Genomic DNA, 15,262 nt, shown 5'->3' on the forward strand with positions numbered 1-15,262 from the left:
TTCTTGTGTTACAGGTCAATCACTGCGCGATGGTTTTCACCGATACGCCGCGGTCGATTGGGGTAGAGCGACCGTAGATATCTTCAAACCGCTCGATATCGTCTTCGCCCAGGTAGCTGCCCGATTGCACTTCGATGATTTCGAGTGGAATCTTGCCCGGGTTGCGCAGACGGTGGACCGAGGCGATCGGGATGTAGGTCGACTGGTTTTCCGTCAGCAGGAACACGTTTTCGTCGCAGGTCACTTCAGCCGTGCCGCTGACCACGATCCAGTGTTCGGCGCGGTGGTGGTGCATCTGCAGTGACAGGCACGCGCCCGGTTTGACCGAGATGCGCTTGACCTGGAAGCGGCCGCCCATGTCCACCGAGTCGTAGGAGCCCCACGGACGGTAGACTTCGCAGTGGGTCTGGGTTTCGCTGCGGCCTTGTCCGTTGAGGGTGTTGACCATCTGTTTCACGCCTTGGACCTTGTCCTTGTGGGCGATCATCATGGCGTCCTTGGTTTCGACGACCACGATGTTTTCCAGGCCGATCACCGCCACCAGTTTGCCGTTGCCATGGATCATGCAGTTTTTGCTGTCCTGGATGACCACGTCGCCTTTGGTGACGTTGCCGTTGGCGTCTTTTTCATTCACTTCCCACAACGACGACCAGCAGCCGACATCGCTCCAGCCCGCAGTCAGCGGTACGACGCAGGCGCGCTGGGTTTTTTCCATCACCGAGTAGTCGATGGAATTGTCCGGGCAGCAAGCGAAGGTGGCGGCGTCGAAGTCGACGGTGTCGGCATCCTGTTTGCTGCGCTCAAGGGTCAGGAGGCAGGTGTCGTAGATGTCCGGATCATGCTTTTTCAACTCTTCGAGGAAACGGCTGGCGCGGAACAGGAACATTCCGCTGTTCCAGAAGTAACCGCCGGACTCGACGAATTCGGTGGCGCGCTTCACGTCCGGTTTTTCGACGAAATGCGAGACGCGGCTGACGCCTTCCGGCAGCAGCGAATCATTGGTCGACTTGATGTAGCCATAGCCGGTTTCCGGTTTGGTGGCCGGTACGCCAAACAGCACCATTTCGCCGTTTTCTGCGGCGACGGTGGCCAGGGCCAGCGCGCGTTGCAAGGCTTTCTGGTCATCCAACACGTGGTCGGCCGGCAGCACCAGCATCAACTCGTCGCGACCTTCGTTGACCAGCATCATCGCTGTCAGCGCCACTGCCGGTGCGGTGTTACGGCCGAAGGGTTCCATCAGGATGCGCTGGGTGTCCAGTTTACGGGCGGCCAGTTGTTCGTTGACGATGAAGCGGTGGTCCTTGTTGCAGACCACGATCGGGGTGTCCATGCCTTCGAACACCAGGCGTTCCAGGGTTTGCTGGAACAGCGTGTGTTCGCCGGTCAGGGCGAGAAATTGCTTGGGGAATTGCTTACGCGAAAGCGGCCAAAGACGTGAGCCACTACCACCTGACAAGATCACCGGAATCATGTTGTTACTCCTTGAAAATCGTATGGGTCAGAGCTACTGCGTTCTGTCGTTTCACTCTTGTTCTTATTCCGTTGCCAGGTCGTTTCACCGATCTCTGTAGCAGCTGCCGAGCCTGCGAGGCTGCGTTCGAGCGCGAAGCGGTCGTAAATCAGGCAACCGGGTCTTTCTGAAAGACCATATTTGCCGGTTTTACGACTGCTGCGCAGCCGGACGCAGGCTTCGCCAGCTGCTACAGGGGATCACCGTCCTGACGAATTCATTAGCGCGTCGAAACCGGGCGTTTTACCCAGACTGGTGCCAGGCTGCTGCCGGTGCCGGTGACGTACAGCACGGCGGCTTCACCGCGTTCCAGGGCAACCGGTTTCACGTCGCCGACTTTCTTGTCGCCATCGTAAAGCGCCAGGCTGACTTTCACCGGGTTGATTTCACGCTCGCCACGGCCCTTGGCGGCCACGGTCGGGACCACTTCGGTCTTGCCGTCAGCGGTTTTCAGGGTCAGGGCCTTGTCGCTGAGGTTTTGCACGCGAACCAGGGATTTCTGTTTGTTTTTGAACGGCGGCTCTTCGATTAGTTGAGGCGCGCCGCTGGCGTTGTTGACCAGGGTGTAATAGTGATCACCGGCCAGTTTCACCGGCAGGGTCTGGCTGCCGACCTTGGCGCTGTAATCGCCGCCCGGCATGAAGCTGAAGTCACTGCTGGACAGCGGCGCGACTTCGCTCAGGTTGGTAGTACCGACGGTGGCGCTGACTTCAGCGTTACCGGCGTTGTAGATACGCACGAAGCTTGAGCCTTTCGGTGCGGTCGGGCCGTAGAGTGCGGCGTCGCCAGCGAAGGCGGACATCGACAGAACGCTCATGCCAGCGACGAGTGCGACTGCTTTCAAGGAGCGAGCGGCGAGACGGCGAGGAGTAGTAGTGAAAGTCATGGAAGTACCTCTCTCTTTCAGTTTTTCGCCCGGTCGGGCGTCTCGGATTTAGTGTTTGCGGCTACGTTTTGTTGGCGAACGCCGGCTTCTTTGAGCGCTGCGACCCACTGCGGGTCGGCGTCACCGATTTCGTTGTTCACAGGCAGATAACGTTCAGGAAACTCCCAGATCAGCACCTGTGGCGGGCTGTTCTTGAAAGCATCACTTTTCAGGTAGGTGAGCATCGGCAGAATTGGGCCGTGGCCGTCTTCGGCGTAATTGACCACGTCGCTGTTCAGCGCTTGTTTCAGCGCACCGACGAAGTTCCAGTTGGGGTTGGCGCTGTAGCTGGTGCCGATCAGGGCCACCGGCACTTCAGTGTTGGCGAACAGGGCGTCATCACCGGCGGGCTGGTCTTGCGCCGCAACGGTATTGCGCTTCTGCAACGGCTCTGGCTTCGGCATCAGGTTTTCGAAAAGCGGGTCCAGCGGCAGGAACAAGCGCAGGTCGCCCTTGTGAGTCACCTTCTCCGCAGGTTCAGTGACGAAGTGTTGCGGCTCGCCGCTCAGCGGGTATTTGTCGGTAATGGATTTCGCCAGGGTCTCGGCGGCGATTTGCGCGCCTTCCGGGGTCCAGTGGGTGTCGGTGCGGAGGAACACTTGCTGACCGTCCAGTTTGCCCTTTAGCAGCGGACCGAACAGGTCGGGAGCGAGTACCTTGTTGGCCGCCACATGAGCGTGGAAGTCCTCATAAAGGTTGGCGTGGATGCTCGAAGGCTTCACTTCACCCAGGTGTTCCGGGTACAGACGAGTCTTGGCCGGCACAATCGCCATGACCAGTTTCACGCCTTTCGCTTTCAGTTCCTGGCGCACGCCTTCGACCAGCGCGTAGTTGCCTTGCAGGTTCAGCTCTTCGTTGACGATCGGGTGGAATTCCTCATCGCTGTACAACCACTGATCGCGACCGAGCACGACGCCCGGACGACCTTCGTTGAACAGTTTGAAATCCAGCGCAGCCCAAAGGTTGGTGCCCAGACGCTTGATCGGGAACTCCTCGTCGTAATGCGTCTCCACAGCTTTGCTCCAGCGGCCGTTGAGCACCGTCGTTTCGGCGCTGGTGTTAAAGCCGAAGAAACTGCGCGTGGACCACGCGCCCAGCACCAGCAGGGTCAGCAGGAACAATGCGATGTAGAGGATGCGTAATGAGCGGGTCATGGTCAGATCCCTCAGAACTGGAAGTAAAGGAACGGCGAGAAGCTTTGCGCCGAGAGTTTGAAAATCGAGGCGATGAACAACACCAGTACCAGCGTGCGCATCACGTAACGAGACCAGTCAGCGGTCCAGTAGGCCGGTTGCACGGTCGCTTCAACGCCAACGGTGTAGCCAGGTTCGTGGATGCTGGCCGGGTTGTCGCCCGGTACGGCTTTGATCATTCCAGGTGTCGCGGTGGCCGGGCCATCGGCCTCGACGTTCACCACAGGCTTGGTCTTTTCAGGCGGCAGATTGGTGTAGAAGTCACGGATGCCGAAGAACGCCAGGGTCATGTAAGCCACCACCAGGGTCGCCACTTGCAGACCGGTGAGGCTGGCCGCGTTGAGTTCCGACAGTGACCATTCGCCGAAGCTGAACATCGCACCGTACATACGACCGGCGACGTGCAGGTTTTCCGAGCGGAAGATCACCCAGCCCATGACCACGAGCAGGAAGGTCAGCGCCCAGCGGATCGGGTTGATGCTGCGCGGCGACGTGTTCAGGCCGAGGGCTTTTTCGATTGCCAGCCACATGCCGTGCCAGGCGCCCCAGATGATGTACGTGATGTTCGCGCCGTGCCACAGACCACCCAGCAACATGGTCAGGAACAGGTTGCGATAGGTCATCAGCGTACCTTTGCGGTTACCGCCCAGTGTGATGTACAGGTAGTCACGCAACCAGGTGGACAGGCTGATGTGCCAGCGACGCCAGAACTCGGTGATCGACTGGCTGATGTACGGCTGTTTGAAGTTTTCCATGAAGCGGAAACCCATCATCAAGCCCAGACCGATCGCCATGTCGCTGTAACCGGAGAAGTCGAAATACAACTGCGCGGTGTAGGCCAGGGCGCCGAGCCAGGCGTCGCCCGTGGTCGGGTCCTGCAAGGCGAAACAATGGTCGGCCACCACCGCGAGGGTGTCGGCGATGAAGACCTTCTTGATGAAACCCTGCATGAACCGCGTGGCACCCTCGGAGAACTTGTCGAGGGTGTGAGTGCGGTTGTTGAACTGGTCGGCGAGGTCGCGAAAACGCAACACGGGACCCGCGATCAAGTGAGGGAAGATCGCCACAAACGCTGCGAAGTCGATCAGGTTGCGGGTCGCCGGCGTATCACCACGGTAGACGTCGATGATGTAGCTGATGGACTCGAAGATGTAGAACGAGATCCCGATCGGCAACAGCACGTGGGTCAGGATGAACGGCGACAAACCGACCGAGGTCATCATCGCGTTGATGCTGTCGACGCCGAAGTTGGCGTACTTGAAGTAGCCGAGAATGCACAGGTCGACGCCCACGCCCAGGAGCAACCAGCGCTGTGCCGGTTTGGTCCGAACGCCTGCGGCACCGACTTTGAGGCCGATCCAGTAGTTCCACAACGTGACGGCTGCGAACAGCGCAAGGAAGTCCACACGCCACCAGGCATAGAACACGTAGCTGGCGAGCAGCAGCAGCAGGTTGCGATAGCGTATTCCGCTTAAGTAGTACATGCCGAGAAAGATCGGCAAGAACAAAAACAGGAACACGTTGGATGAAAATACCATCCCGGTCTCTCCATGTTTAACCAACAGTCAAGGGCCAACGGCCCCCCCAAACCCCCCCACCGAAATCGGGGGGCATACAACTCAACTCACGTCTTGCACCGACCCTGTGGGAGCGAGCTTGCTCGCGATGACTGAGTGTCAGTCGACATCGATGTTGGATGTCAGGCCACCATCGTCGGAGCGCCGCCCGGAGCAAGCTCGCTCCCACAGGGGTATTGCGTTTGGCTCTAGGAGCCTTTTTTGCCTTTTTCACTCGCCGGGTCGTAGACCTTGGTCAAATCCCCACCGAGGCGGAAGGTCTTGAACGGCTGCATTTCGCGCTTTTTCTCAAGCACATCCGGCGAGCAGGTGTAGAGCGTGCAGAACGGTTCGAGCCAGGCAAATTTCGAGTCGACCTTGAGGTCGGTCATGTCCTGCTCTTTACCGTTCTTCTTCTCGAATTCTTCCGGGTCTTCGACACCCGCGAGCACTCGATCACCCAGGCGCTTCAATGCGCCGTTGTTTTCCTGACGCAAGTCCACACCGTTCACCTGAGCGAAACTGGCGATCATCGCCAGGGGCGGCAGGGCGTAATTGTGATAGGAGAGGGCGCGTTGCTGGCGCTTGAGTTCGTTGGGCAGGAAACCCTCGGCGTCGATTTGATTGACGCCGACTTTGTATTCCTTCACCGACCAGTCGAACAGGTCGCGGCGGTTGGTGGCGATGGACGTTGCCATCACCGACCAGGCGGACCAGTACGAGTGGTTGTTGGTTTTTTCCAGCGGCAGGTTGTCCCAGTCGCTGACGACTTGATCAGCCATTTTGCTGAACCAGGCCTCAATCAGTTGCGCCTCTTGCTGATGGTTCGCCAACGGATGCGAGTCGGAGAATTTCAGGCGGATATAGGACGAGGCCATGCTGCCCAACGCCCATTTGCGCATGGACTTGCCGGTGTGGTTGAAGTCCTTGGACATCAACGCATCGGCCTTGGCCCAGGCGGTCAACCAATTCAGGGTGCATTCCAGCTGTTCCGGGCGACCATCACGCATGTACTGCATTACGCGCTTGCTGGTGCCGCGCTCAATCTTGGTGATGTCGGCAGTGGTATCGCGGAAGGCTTTTTCCGATGCCTCGTTCAGGGTCGAACGGGCCTTGTCGGAACCTTCGTACTTGCTGCGAAATTGCAGCGAGCCGGTGTACGGCGTCGGCATCGCATCACAGCCTTCGCGCTTGTCGCCGGTTTTGACTTTTTCAATCGGCGCGAAGTATCCCTGTGGCGGACGCAGTGGCGCGGCGGCCTGGGTGGCCCCGGCGAACATGGCCAGGCTCAACAGGGACGGTGCGATCAATCTTTTCAAAGTTCGGGTTTGCATAATTGCCTCATTGCCCGGCCTGAGCCGTACGCTGCTCAGCGCCTGGGAACACGTTGCGTTTGCAGATTTTCGCTTCGACTTTCTGTGGCGCGGCACCTGCTTCAGGGCCCTGGATTTCGACGGCCAGCAGATTCTGCGAGGCCCAGTCTTCGTCCGTGCGCAACTCAAAGGCGAAACGCCCGTCGGTATCGGAGGTTTCCGGTTTTTCGATCTTGATGTCCTCGTGGCGACCGTTCATGTACCAGAGGGTGGCTTGCAGATTTTTCACCGACGGATCGGCGAAGCGAATGTCAACCTGGTGGCTGCTGTTTTGCAGATTCAGGTTCTTGCTGTTGACCATCAATTCGTTCTTGCCCGGTTTCAACGTGGTGCTGCCGGTCAACTGTGCATCCTTTCCTTCGCAACCGTTGTCCAGCAGCGCCATCATCTGGCGGTAGGTGGTTTCCTGGTCGAGGCGATAGAGCGGCGAGAATTCCCAGATCAGAATCTTCGGTGGCTTGGTCTGGAACTCTTCGCTGCCCAGGTACTGCAGCATCGAACCTTCCAGGCCACCACCGGGGAACGCCACGTTGAGGATGTCGGCGCCGATGGCCTCTTCTAGGAAACCGGCGAAGTTGTAGTTCTTGCCACTGTGGCTGGTGCCGACCAAGGTGACTTCCGGATTACCGGAATCACTGAACAGATCGCCATCAGCTGCTTCGCCTTTGGGCTCGGTGGTGAACTGATCCATGTACTGGATCGCGTAGCTGGTGCCACAGAGTTGACCGGCCATGTTGTGTAACGTTCCGGTCTTGCCCATGCGACCCGACTTATGGCTCTCGAATTCGCGTTTCGGCACGTCGGCAAAGGCCGGCATTTTCTTGATTTGCTCACCGACGATTTTCGCCGTGCGCTGGGCGCCATACGGTGTCCAGTGTTGGTCGCCGCGGAAGTAGAAGTCGTGGGCCTGCAGGGTCTCAGGCAGCGATTCGTTGGTGAGCGGCGACAGGTCCGGCACGGTGTAGCCCATGGCGGCGAAACGCCCGAGCATGGTCTTGTAGTTCTTCAAGGCCTTGTCGAAATCGAACTTGGCTTTGTCTTCCGGGTTGAGCTTGTTACGGTTCACAAGACCACGGGTCGGCTGGTAAACAACGACCAGCTCCACGCCTTTGCTCTTGAACGCGTCGTGCAGTTCTTTCATGCGCTTGTAGCCGGCGGGCGTGGTGTCGAACTCGGTGCGCAAGTCTTCTTGCGTACGGAATAGCCAATCGCCCTGAGCCTGCACCAGCGTGGTGAAGTTCTGCTGGTAACGCGTGGTGTAGTTTTTCGCGTCGTGCGCTGCCGGGCACAGGTTGCAGCACGGTTCGGCGTCGAAGCTGGGTGGCTTTATGTTGCCGGCAGCTTCATCGGCACGAGCGCCAGCGCTGGCCGCGAGAATGCCGGCGGTCAGGGCCGACAGGCTGAGTAATTTGATCAAGTGTGAGTGCATAAAATTATCCTCAGTCCTGCATTTCGGTCTGGCGTTCGACAGGGTCGATCAGCACGGCTTTCTGCTGGCGTACCAGCAGGTCGAGAATTTCATCCTGGCGCTCGCCAAGAATTCCGTTGAAGCTGATGCCGCTGGATTTGGTCGGCGCGAGCATGGACACGCGATACAACTCGACGCTCAGCGGCGAGTCGATGGACAGTGGTCCGCTGCCGTTGCCGGCCAGTTCGCCACCGACGATGATCAGCGACACCTGGGCGTCGAACGGGTCGAGCTTGATGTCACGGTCGGTGTCGCTCAGGTCCTTGATGTGCCCGTAGACACCGGTCAGGCCGTTGGCCATGGACAGGTTTTCGTAGAGGCGGATGTTCACGCTGTTGCGAATCCGGATGCCGTGACGACGGTTGCTGATCACCTTGTTGCCCCACAGCAGGTTGTCGCCACTCTCGTAGAGGGTGATGCCGTCGGTGTGGTTCTTGTAAATCTCGTTGTAGGCGATCAGGTTGCTCACGCTGTTACGGTCGATCACCAGGCCCGACAACTTGTTGTCGTAGCTGCGGTTGTTGAAGATGAAGCTTTTGTTGACCTCACGGGAAATGATGATCCCGTGCTTCTTCTTGGTCCCGAACACCGTGTTGTCGGCGATGATCAGACCGTGGGAACGGTCATGCGGGTCAATGCCGTAGACGATGTTGTCTTTGTAGGTGTTGCCCTTGACCACAAAGTCGCGGGTTTCGTAGCAGTAGAAGCCGTACCACATGTCCGAGAACTCGGAGCCGACAATCCAACCGGTTGGTTCAGGGCGCTTGAGCACCTTGGCCATGTTCGGCGTGTACTGGGAAATACTCACGCCGTAAGACTTACTGTTGGCGTAGCCGAAACTGGCGATCTTGCTGTTGGCGATGTAGGTCTCGGTGCCACCCCAGGACAACATGAACGGACGGAATTCCTTGGGCGACTTGTAGGCCGCCGGGCCGTTTGCCTTCTCACTCCAACCGGTGATTTTGGTATCACGCACGAACAGCTGACCGTCGTTGACCAGGAACGAACCGGCCTCTTGAGACAGGCGCAGTTCCTGGGTCTGCTTGTCGATTTCCAGAATGCCCTTGTTACCCACCACGATCGGTAACTTCGCCAGGAACACGCCCGGTGAGGTTTCGCTGAAGTACTGCTCGGGCACCTTCTTGGCCAGATCCTTGAGGTTCATGTAGCCGTCGTCGACGAAGATGGCCTGCGGGATGCCGTGCTGACGCACCACCCATTCAGCCATCTTGTTGTCGCCGCCGATAAAGTCCTTCAGGGCGTTTTCCTGCATCATCCGGCGCACGCTGATTTTGCCGGGCTTGGTGCGCACGATTTTCGCGGCGATGGCTTCGGCGGTGTAGCCGGAGGTGTCCGGCAGTGTCGGTTTGGCCAGCTCCAGCGGCGCGGTCGGCGCGCTGCTGACGGTGTAGGTCTTGGCCTGTTGCAACCCTTTTGCAAGGGTCGCCGGTTGCCCTTTTTGAACGGGCGCGGTTGGCTCCACCGTGGCGAAGGCTGCCGTGCTGACCAGCAACATCGCGCCGGCCAGCAAGGTCATCGAGCCTCTCTTCGGACTGTTCATGTCAGGAACTCCCTTAGCGGTTCGCATCAGAAGCGCCAGATCACGTCGACAAACGCGCGGTGCATGTACGAGTCGACGCCTTTGCCATACGCATCGCCGGGCTTGAACACACCGCCACGCACACGCACCAGGGCCGAAGGCTCATCGATCGATTGGCTCAAGGCTGCGGGCAGCAGGCCTTGCTTGAAGTACTTGGTGACGACCACGTCCATTTCCTGGCCGAGGTCTTTGTTGCCATCTTCCAGCGGCAGGGACGTGCTGGAGAGCACCGCGCCGGTCACGTCGTCGGTGTCATTCTGGACGGCATTGATGCCGTTGCTGCCGACCGGCTTGTTGCCGTCGACGCGCCAGAATTTGTGGTAGATCACACTGGCGTCGTATTCGTCGTTGAGCATCCACGAACCGAATAAGGTGGCGGACTGCATGTTGTTCGTTTCACCACGGAACGCTTCGCCGAAACGGTGAACCCGCGAGCGAGTACCGGTGTAGTTCGAACGGTTGCTTTGCAGGCCGTTCTGTTCGTAATCAGCGCTGGCACGGGCATAAGCTGCACCGACTTGCCATTGTGGATCGAGGCGCAGGCGTACACCGAGGTCGGTGGCCCAGCCATCGACGTTGCCGCTGGATTTGGCTTGTGCCGGCGCGTTGCCCTCGGCAGTCAGCGGGTTGACCGTGTCGCGGTCGCCGCTCATACCGGTGATGCTGCCCCAGTAATTGACAGTGTTGGTGTTGCGCCAGTTGTAGGCATCGCTGTCGGCGGTGAGGCCGAGCCAGCTGATATCGCCATTCTCTTTCTTGTCCAGAGAATCGGCGGGAACACCCGGCTGCGCGGTATCGAGCTTGCCGTCATCGTGGGTGTGATGACCGCGAATGCCGACCCAGTTGCCCGGGTTCCACTGGTACGCCGCGTCGGCGTAAGCGTGCAGGCGATCCTTGTCCTTGGGCGCGAGTTCGGTGAGGTCGGTACGGTACTCGCTGAAGCGTTCGGCAACACCGGCGTTGGCGCGCAACAGGGTGGTGTCGAAGGTCCAGTTCAGGGCTTCGATGTTGGTGTCGCGCCATTGGCCGTCGTCATTGCGCAGGCGCTGGCGACCGAGTTTGAGTATCTCGCCGGGGTAGGGCGTAAGGCCGCTGTAACCGACCCAGAACTCGCGCATCGCCAGGTAGTTTTTCTTGGTCTTGCGATCACCGTTATCGGTGGCCTGGGTGCCGTCGCTGTCGGACTGCTGCAGGGTGTCAGTCTCGATGATGTCGGTGGACGTCACCGCCTGGCCCATGGCATAGGCGCTCCATGCGCCGCTCTCGCCATAGACCCACGGACGCAAGTCGAGGCCGACGCCATTGACGTCACCGCCCTCGGCAGTGCCAAGGTCGGCGTCGTCTTCGGACTGGGCGGTGACTTTCACATCAAGGCCGTAGTTCTTGCTTTCAGTCAGGGCCGCCAGGGTCGGGCACGACCACAAGAGGGCGAATGACAGGCCAATACCGGCCTTAACGAATGGATTCAACTTCATAGGGATTCCTCGCCGTCTTCTTCTTCCAGGGCATGCAGTTCCAGCGTGTTCTGGCTCAAGGCACCACGAACGGCCTGTTCTTGTTTCAACAGGCGTTGGGCCTCGGCGAGCTGGGCAGGCGGCAGTTGGGCTTCGAGTGTTTGCGCAAGCTCAGTGGCTTGCGGGGTGTTCTGAGCCTTGGCCAATTGGCTGAAGACGTAAGCGTTGAGCGGGTCGGGCTTGGTGCCCTTGCCTTGGGAGAACAGTTGGGCAATGGCGAAGTCGGCGCTGTTCTGGCCGTTACGCGCAGCCTTCAACAGGTGATCCAGCGCCTTCTGCGAATAGACCTTGCCCAGGTAACCACGGCGGTAGATCTGGCCGAGGTAGTAATCGGCGGCCACTTCCTTGTCGACAGCTTTCTGGAAATGCTCTTCAGCGACTTTGGCGTCGGCCGGCACCCATTTACCTTCGTAATAAAGCTTGCCCAGCAACAGTTCGGCACGCGGCTGGTCAGCGGCGCGGCCGTTGTCCAGGTACTTCATCATCGTGTCGACGTCGCCGAGTTCAGGGAAGTCGTAGAGCAATTGCGCCAGGCTGACCCAGGAAGCGGGGTAGGCGGGAGCGATGCCTTCGAGCAGCGACTGAGCCGTTTTCTCGTCGGTCTTGCCCAAGGAAGCATCGCCCAATACGCGGGCCACGCTGTCCACGCGCTGTGCGGAAACCGTGCCACGAGCCTGAGCGGCTTGCATCTGCTTGATCAGCTCGGCCTGTTGTTCCGGCTGGGCTTTTTTCTGGTAGACCGTGGCCAGTTCGACATAGCAGATGTCGGTGGTGTTCAACGCGGCTTTGCAGATCGTTTCCACTTCGTCCAGGTGCTGGTCGTAAGTGCCCTGGGTGCGATAGAGCAGCACTTGGGCGAGGCCCGCTTCCGGTTTGCCTTCGGCGCGCCATTGGCTGATCTGCTGCTGCGCGTTGACGTTCGGGAAACTGTGTGGGTATTGCAGGTACAGCATCGCCAGCGGGATCAGGGTGTTGCCTTCGCCATTGGCCGAGGCTTTTTTCAACAGGCCTTCGGCTTCGTGCTGTTCGGCTTCGGTGGAGCCGGGTTTGGCCACCAACAGACGACCCAGGCGAGCCTGAGCCCGTGGCGAGACGCCGGCCGCGGCGCGGTAAGTCGCTTCGGCACGCTTGATCTGCGCCGGGTCACGGCTGTCGACCTGGATATCGGCAAGGCCAACCTGTGCTTCGCTGTAGCCCAGGTCTGCCAGTTGCTGGTAATTCTGCGCCGCCAGCGTGGTATCACCGCGCTTGAGGGCTTCGTTGGCCAGACGCTGGTCGGGCAGGCCGGCGCATCCGGCCAGGGCGATAGCCATGGCCAGAGTCAACGGAACTGGCAGGATTCTGAGTGGGCTAGTCACGGGCATGTCCTCTGTTATTAACGACCGGCGGCCATGGCTTTATCGATCAGCCAGTTCAGGTTCGGACCACGAGTGGCGTTCACTTCTACCGGGCGACCGGCGAAAGCGCTGTCCAGTGGCTCGTCAGGCTTGATCTGCACGCGGATGTCGGACGACAGGTCGGCGCTTTTCAGGCTGGTGCTGCTGACGATCGTGCCGCTGCGGGTTTTGTCTTCGCCGGCGATCTGGAAGCTGACGGCGCTGCCTGGAAGCACATCGCCGAACTGGCGATAGGAGAAGCGCGCTTCAACGTTGGCTTCGCTGTTACGCGGCACCAGTTGGAAGATCACGTCGCCCTTGCTGGCGTACTGACCGTTGGCGACCATTTGCTGCGCCACGGTGCAATCGCACGGCGACGTCAGGGTGCCGGTCATTTGCTTGCCGAACAGCTCTTCAACCTTGGCCGGTTGCAGTTGGTTATCGTCCAGATGGCCCTTGAGTACGTCGAGCATGCTGGTGCTGAACGTCGCCAGCGGGGCGCCTTTGGCCGCAACGCCGTCGGTTTTCACCAGGCTCTGCACAGTGCCGTCGCGCGGCATGGTGATGTTCATGCCCGCCACGCTGACCAGACCGGCCTGGGCGTGGCTGACGAAATACATGCCGTACACCGACTTGAAAATGAAGCCGAATGCCGTCAGACCGACGAGGAAAATCGCGAAGCTGAAGGTCACTGCACGCAGACGACCGAACGCGGTCATGCCGTGCCCGCCATCCTTGACCTTGCGCGCCTTGGTGAAGTTGTCGCGCTGCAGGGTTGCCAGCACTTCACCCATGCTGACGATGTCGCCGGCCAGGTGCGAGGTGATCAGGTGGCGCAGGGTAGAAATGTCCTGAGGTTCGAGGTTCTGGAACTCGCAACCGGTACGGCCGGTTTCGCGCTCGTGGGAACGGACCAGTAGCTCGACGTCCATGGCCAGGCCGAGGTTATCGATGACGAACTGCAGGCGGGCCTTGTACTTGTCGCCGATCTTCAGTGGCAGCTGACCAGCGTTGAAGGCCAGGCCGCCAGCGGAGAGGTCGAGGACCCGAGCTTCTACCGGGGTCCGGTCAGGACCGTAGAAGCGCAGCTTGGCCGGGATTTTCACTCGGGCGTGCTGGCGCTGGGCTTCTGATTCATGCACTACGTTGGCGTTGACGGCGGTATTCATATGGACGATTTCCTAGTTAATTCAGGCGAGTTCGGTCAGACCATCATCAGCAGCACAGCAACAAAGATGCTGCCGGCGGAGAAGGTCATGGTCCGAGACGACCAAGTGTTGAACCAACGTTGAAAGCTGGCGAGATCACGGGTCAATTTGGTGTCCTGGCGAGTCCAGGATTGTTGGTCGAGGCGGAAGAACACGTAGATCTTCACCAGCGCGCCGACGATCTGGTTGTAATAGAGAATCGCCGGGTAGGCCGGGCCGATCTTGTGACCGGAGCAGGACAGCAGCAGGGTCAGGATCAGGCGGGTAATGCCGATCCACAGCAGATAAACCAGGATGAACGCGGCGCCGTACTTTAAGGTGGCGAGGATCGCGACCGTCAGGCCCAACAGCGATGTCCACATCGATACACGCTGGTCGAACAGCACCACTGAAGTGAACAGGCCGAGGCGTTTCATCCCCAGGCCCAGGGCGCGGGAGTTCTGGCGCAGGTTGTTGCCGTACCAGCGGAACATCAGTTTGCGACTGGCCTTGATGAAGCTTTTTTCCGGCGGGTGTTCCACGGTGTGAATCGCAGCGTCCGGCACGTAAAACGTGTCGTAGCCCAGGCGCATCAAGCTGAACCAGCTCGACTTGTCATCACCGGTGAGGAACTTGAAGCGGCCCAAGCGCCAGTGTTGCAGCGAGTCGCTTTCCACGTCGGCGATGAAGTCCGGGTCGGTCACCACGGTGGCGCGGAATACCGACATCCGCCCGGTCATGGTCAGCACGCGTTTGGACAGGGCCATCGAGCACATGTTGATGTGGCGCTGGGCGAATCGCAGTTTGTGCCATTCACTCATGATGTAGCCGCCGCGCACTTCACAGAACTCGTTGGTGGTCAGGCCGCCGACATTACCGAACAGCTGGAACCACGGCACGGTCTTGAGCACGACGCCTTCGGCGAGCACGGTGTCGCCATCGATCACTGCAACCACTGCGCGGTCGTCCGGCAGGTGGCGGGAGATGGCGCGGAAACCGTAGGCCAGGCCATCGCGCTTGCCGGTGCCGGGAATGCGCACGAAGTCGAGCTTGACGCGAGCCGGTGGGTTCATCCGGGTCCACAGGCTTTTCACCAGCTTCTCATCGGACATTTCCACGATGGAGCAGACCATGGTGGTCGGCAGACCGCAGTCGATCGCTTCGCGAATCACCGAGGCGTAGACCTGGGCGGTGGTCAGCGCGTCGATACGAAAACTGGTGACCATCAGGAACACATGGGACGGGTCTGCCGCTTTACCCAGCTTGCGCACTTTGCGCCGCAGGTGCGGGTAGACCACGTACAGAAACAGCATGCCGCGCAGAAAGTGCGTGGCACCCATCGAGTAGCGCCAGATACCGACGATACCGATCAGGAAGATGAAGTCCTTCGACTCGGCGTCGAACGTGGACGCAGGCAACGCCATGGCGATGCCCATCAATAAACTTAGGTAAAACAGCCAACCGGCGACCTGAAGTAGGCCGTGCTTTAGCCTGTGCATAATCTGCATCCGTCTCTATCTCGGGCGAGCCTGTGGGGTGGCCCGATGGGGTTAAGGCAGG

General features: G+C 59.6%; 11 protein-coding genes. All 11 read right to left on the reverse strand.

Going from position 1 to position 15,262, the window contains the following annotated elements; all coding sequences use genetic code 11:
- Positions 1 to 19 precede the first annotated feature (19 nt).
- The 11 genes from ACYZT3_RS06000 to alg8 all read right to left on the reverse strand — a co-directional run bounded on the left by ACYZT3_RS06000 (position 20) and on the right by alg8 (position 15,201).
- Positions 20 to 1,471, reverse strand: coding sequence for a mannose-1-phosphate guanylyltransferase/mannose-6-phosphate isomerase (locus ACYZT3_RS06000; protein WP_282375201.1), 1,452 nt, complete (start codon positions 1,469 to 1,471; stop codon positions 20 to 22).
- A 259-nt stretch (positions 1,472 to 1,730) separates the two neighbouring features.
- Entirely contained in the window at positions 1,731 to 2,396 is a 666-nt protein-coding gene (locus ACYZT3_RS06005; protein WP_282375203.1) for an alginate O-acetyltransferase AlgF, read from the reverse strand.
- Positions 2,397 to 2,413: 17 nt separating this feature from the next.
- Complete coding sequence (locus tag ACYZT3_RS06010; RefSeq protein WP_462031708.1) at positions 2,414 to 3,589, reverse strand: alginate O-acetyltransferase; 1,176 nt, start codon at positions 3,587 to 3,589, stop codon at positions 2,414 to 2,416.
- Between the two features lie 11 nt (positions 3,590 to 3,600).
- The gene (locus ACYZT3_RS06015; RefSeq protein ID WP_282375205.1) at positions 3,601 to 5,166 is read right to left on the reverse strand and encodes an MBOAT family O-acyltransferase; all 1,566 of its coding nucleotides are present in this window, start codon (positions 5,164 to 5,166) and stop codon (positions 3,601 to 3,603) included.
- Between the two features lie 227 nt (positions 5,167 to 5,393).
- Positions 5,394 to 6,518, reverse strand: a complete 1,125-nt coding sequence (locus tag ACYZT3_RS06020) for a mannuronate-specific alginate lyase (RefSeq protein WP_282375206.1) — start codon at positions 6,516 to 6,518, stop codon at positions 5,394 to 5,396.
- Positions 6,519 to 6,525: 7 nt separating this feature from the next.
- On the reverse strand, positions 6,526 to 7,986 hold the full coding sequence (locus tag ACYZT3_RS06025) for an alginate O-acetyltransferase (protein ID WP_282375207.1): 1,461 nt from the start codon (positions 7,984 to 7,986) through the stop codon (positions 6,526 to 6,528).
- Between the two features lie 10 nt (positions 7,987 to 7,996).
- Positions 7,997 to 9,586 carry a mannuronan 5-epimerase AlgG gene (gene algG / locus ACYZT3_RS06030; RefSeq protein ID WP_282375208.1) on the reverse strand — a complete coding sequence of 530 codons (1,590 nt, stop codon included), beginning with the start codon at positions 9,584 to 9,586 and terminating at the stop codon, positions 7,997 to 7,999.
- 26 nt (positions 9,587 to 9,612) lie between these two features.
- A complete protein-coding gene (locus ACYZT3_RS06035; protein ID WP_282375209.1) occupies positions 9,613 to 11,100 on the reverse strand; it encodes an alginate export family protein in 1,488 nt (495 codons plus the stop codon).
- On the reverse strand, positions 11,097 to 12,503 hold the full coding sequence (gene algK / locus ACYZT3_RS06040; RefSeq protein ID WP_282375210.1) for an alginate biosynthesis TPR repeat lipoprotein AlgK: 1,407 nt from the start codon (positions 12,501 to 12,503) through the stop codon (positions 11,097 to 11,099). The genes ACYZT3_RS06035 and algK overlap by 4 nt, the downstream gene beginning before the upstream one ends.
- Positions 12,504 to 12,514: 11 nt before the next feature.
- The gene (locus tag ACYZT3_RS06045; protein WP_462031709.1) at positions 12,515 to 13,684 is read right to left on the reverse strand and encodes a PilZ domain-containing protein; all 1,170 of its coding nucleotides are present in this window, start codon (positions 13,682 to 13,684) and stop codon (positions 12,515 to 12,517) included.
- Between the two features lie 35 nt (positions 13,685 to 13,719).
- Positions 13,720 to 15,201, reverse strand: coding sequence for a mannuronan synthase (alg8, locus tag ACYZT3_RS06050; protein ID WP_462031710.1), 1,482 nt, complete (start codon positions 15,199 to 15,201; stop codon positions 13,720 to 13,722).
- Positions 15,202 to 15,262 lie beyond the last annotated feature (61 nt).

The organism is Pseudomonas sp. MDT1-16 (genome assembly GCF_054898115.1).

Coding starts and splice junctions, on each gene's coding strand:
- ACYZT3_RS06000 (WP_282375201.1), bottom strand. CDS start 1,471: ATGATTCCGGTGATCTTGTCAGGTGGTAGTGGCTCACGTCTTTGGCCG.
- ACYZT3_RS06005 (WP_282375203.1), bottom strand. CDS start 2,396: ATGACTTTCACTACTACTCCTCGCCGTCTCGCCGCTCGCTCCTTGAAA.
- ACYZT3_RS06010 (WP_462031708.1), bottom strand. CDS start 3,589: ATGACCCGCTCATTACGCATCCTCTACATCGCATTGTTCCTGCTGACC.
- ACYZT3_RS06015 (WP_282375205.1), bottom strand. CDS start 5,166: ATGGTATTTTCATCCAACGTGTTCCTGTTTTTGTTCTTGCCGATCTTT.
- ACYZT3_RS06020 (WP_282375206.1), bottom strand. CDS start 6,518: ATGCAAACCCGAACTTTGAAAAGATTGATCGCACCGTCCCTGTTGAGC.
- ACYZT3_RS06025 (WP_282375207.1), bottom strand. CDS start 7,986: ATGCACTCACACTTGATCAAATTACTCAGCCTGTCGGCCCTGACCGCC.
- algG (WP_282375208.1), bottom strand. CDS start 9,586: ATGAACAGTCCGAAGAGAGGCTCGATGACCTTGCTGGCCGGCGCGATG.
- ACYZT3_RS06035 (WP_282375209.1), bottom strand. CDS start 11,100: ATGAAGTTGAATCCATTCGTTAAGGCCGGTATTGGCCTGTCATTCGCC.
- algK (WP_282375210.1), bottom strand. CDS start 12,503: ATGCCCGTGACTAGCCCACTCAGAATCCTGCCAGTTCCGTTGACTCTG.
- ACYZT3_RS06045 (WP_462031709.1), bottom strand. CDS start 13,684: ATGAATACCGCCGTCAACGCCAACGTAGTGCATGAATCAGAAGCCCAG.
- alg8 (WP_462031710.1), bottom strand. CDS start 15,201: ATGCACAGGCTAAAGCACGGCCTACTTCAGGTCGCCGGTTGGCTGTTT.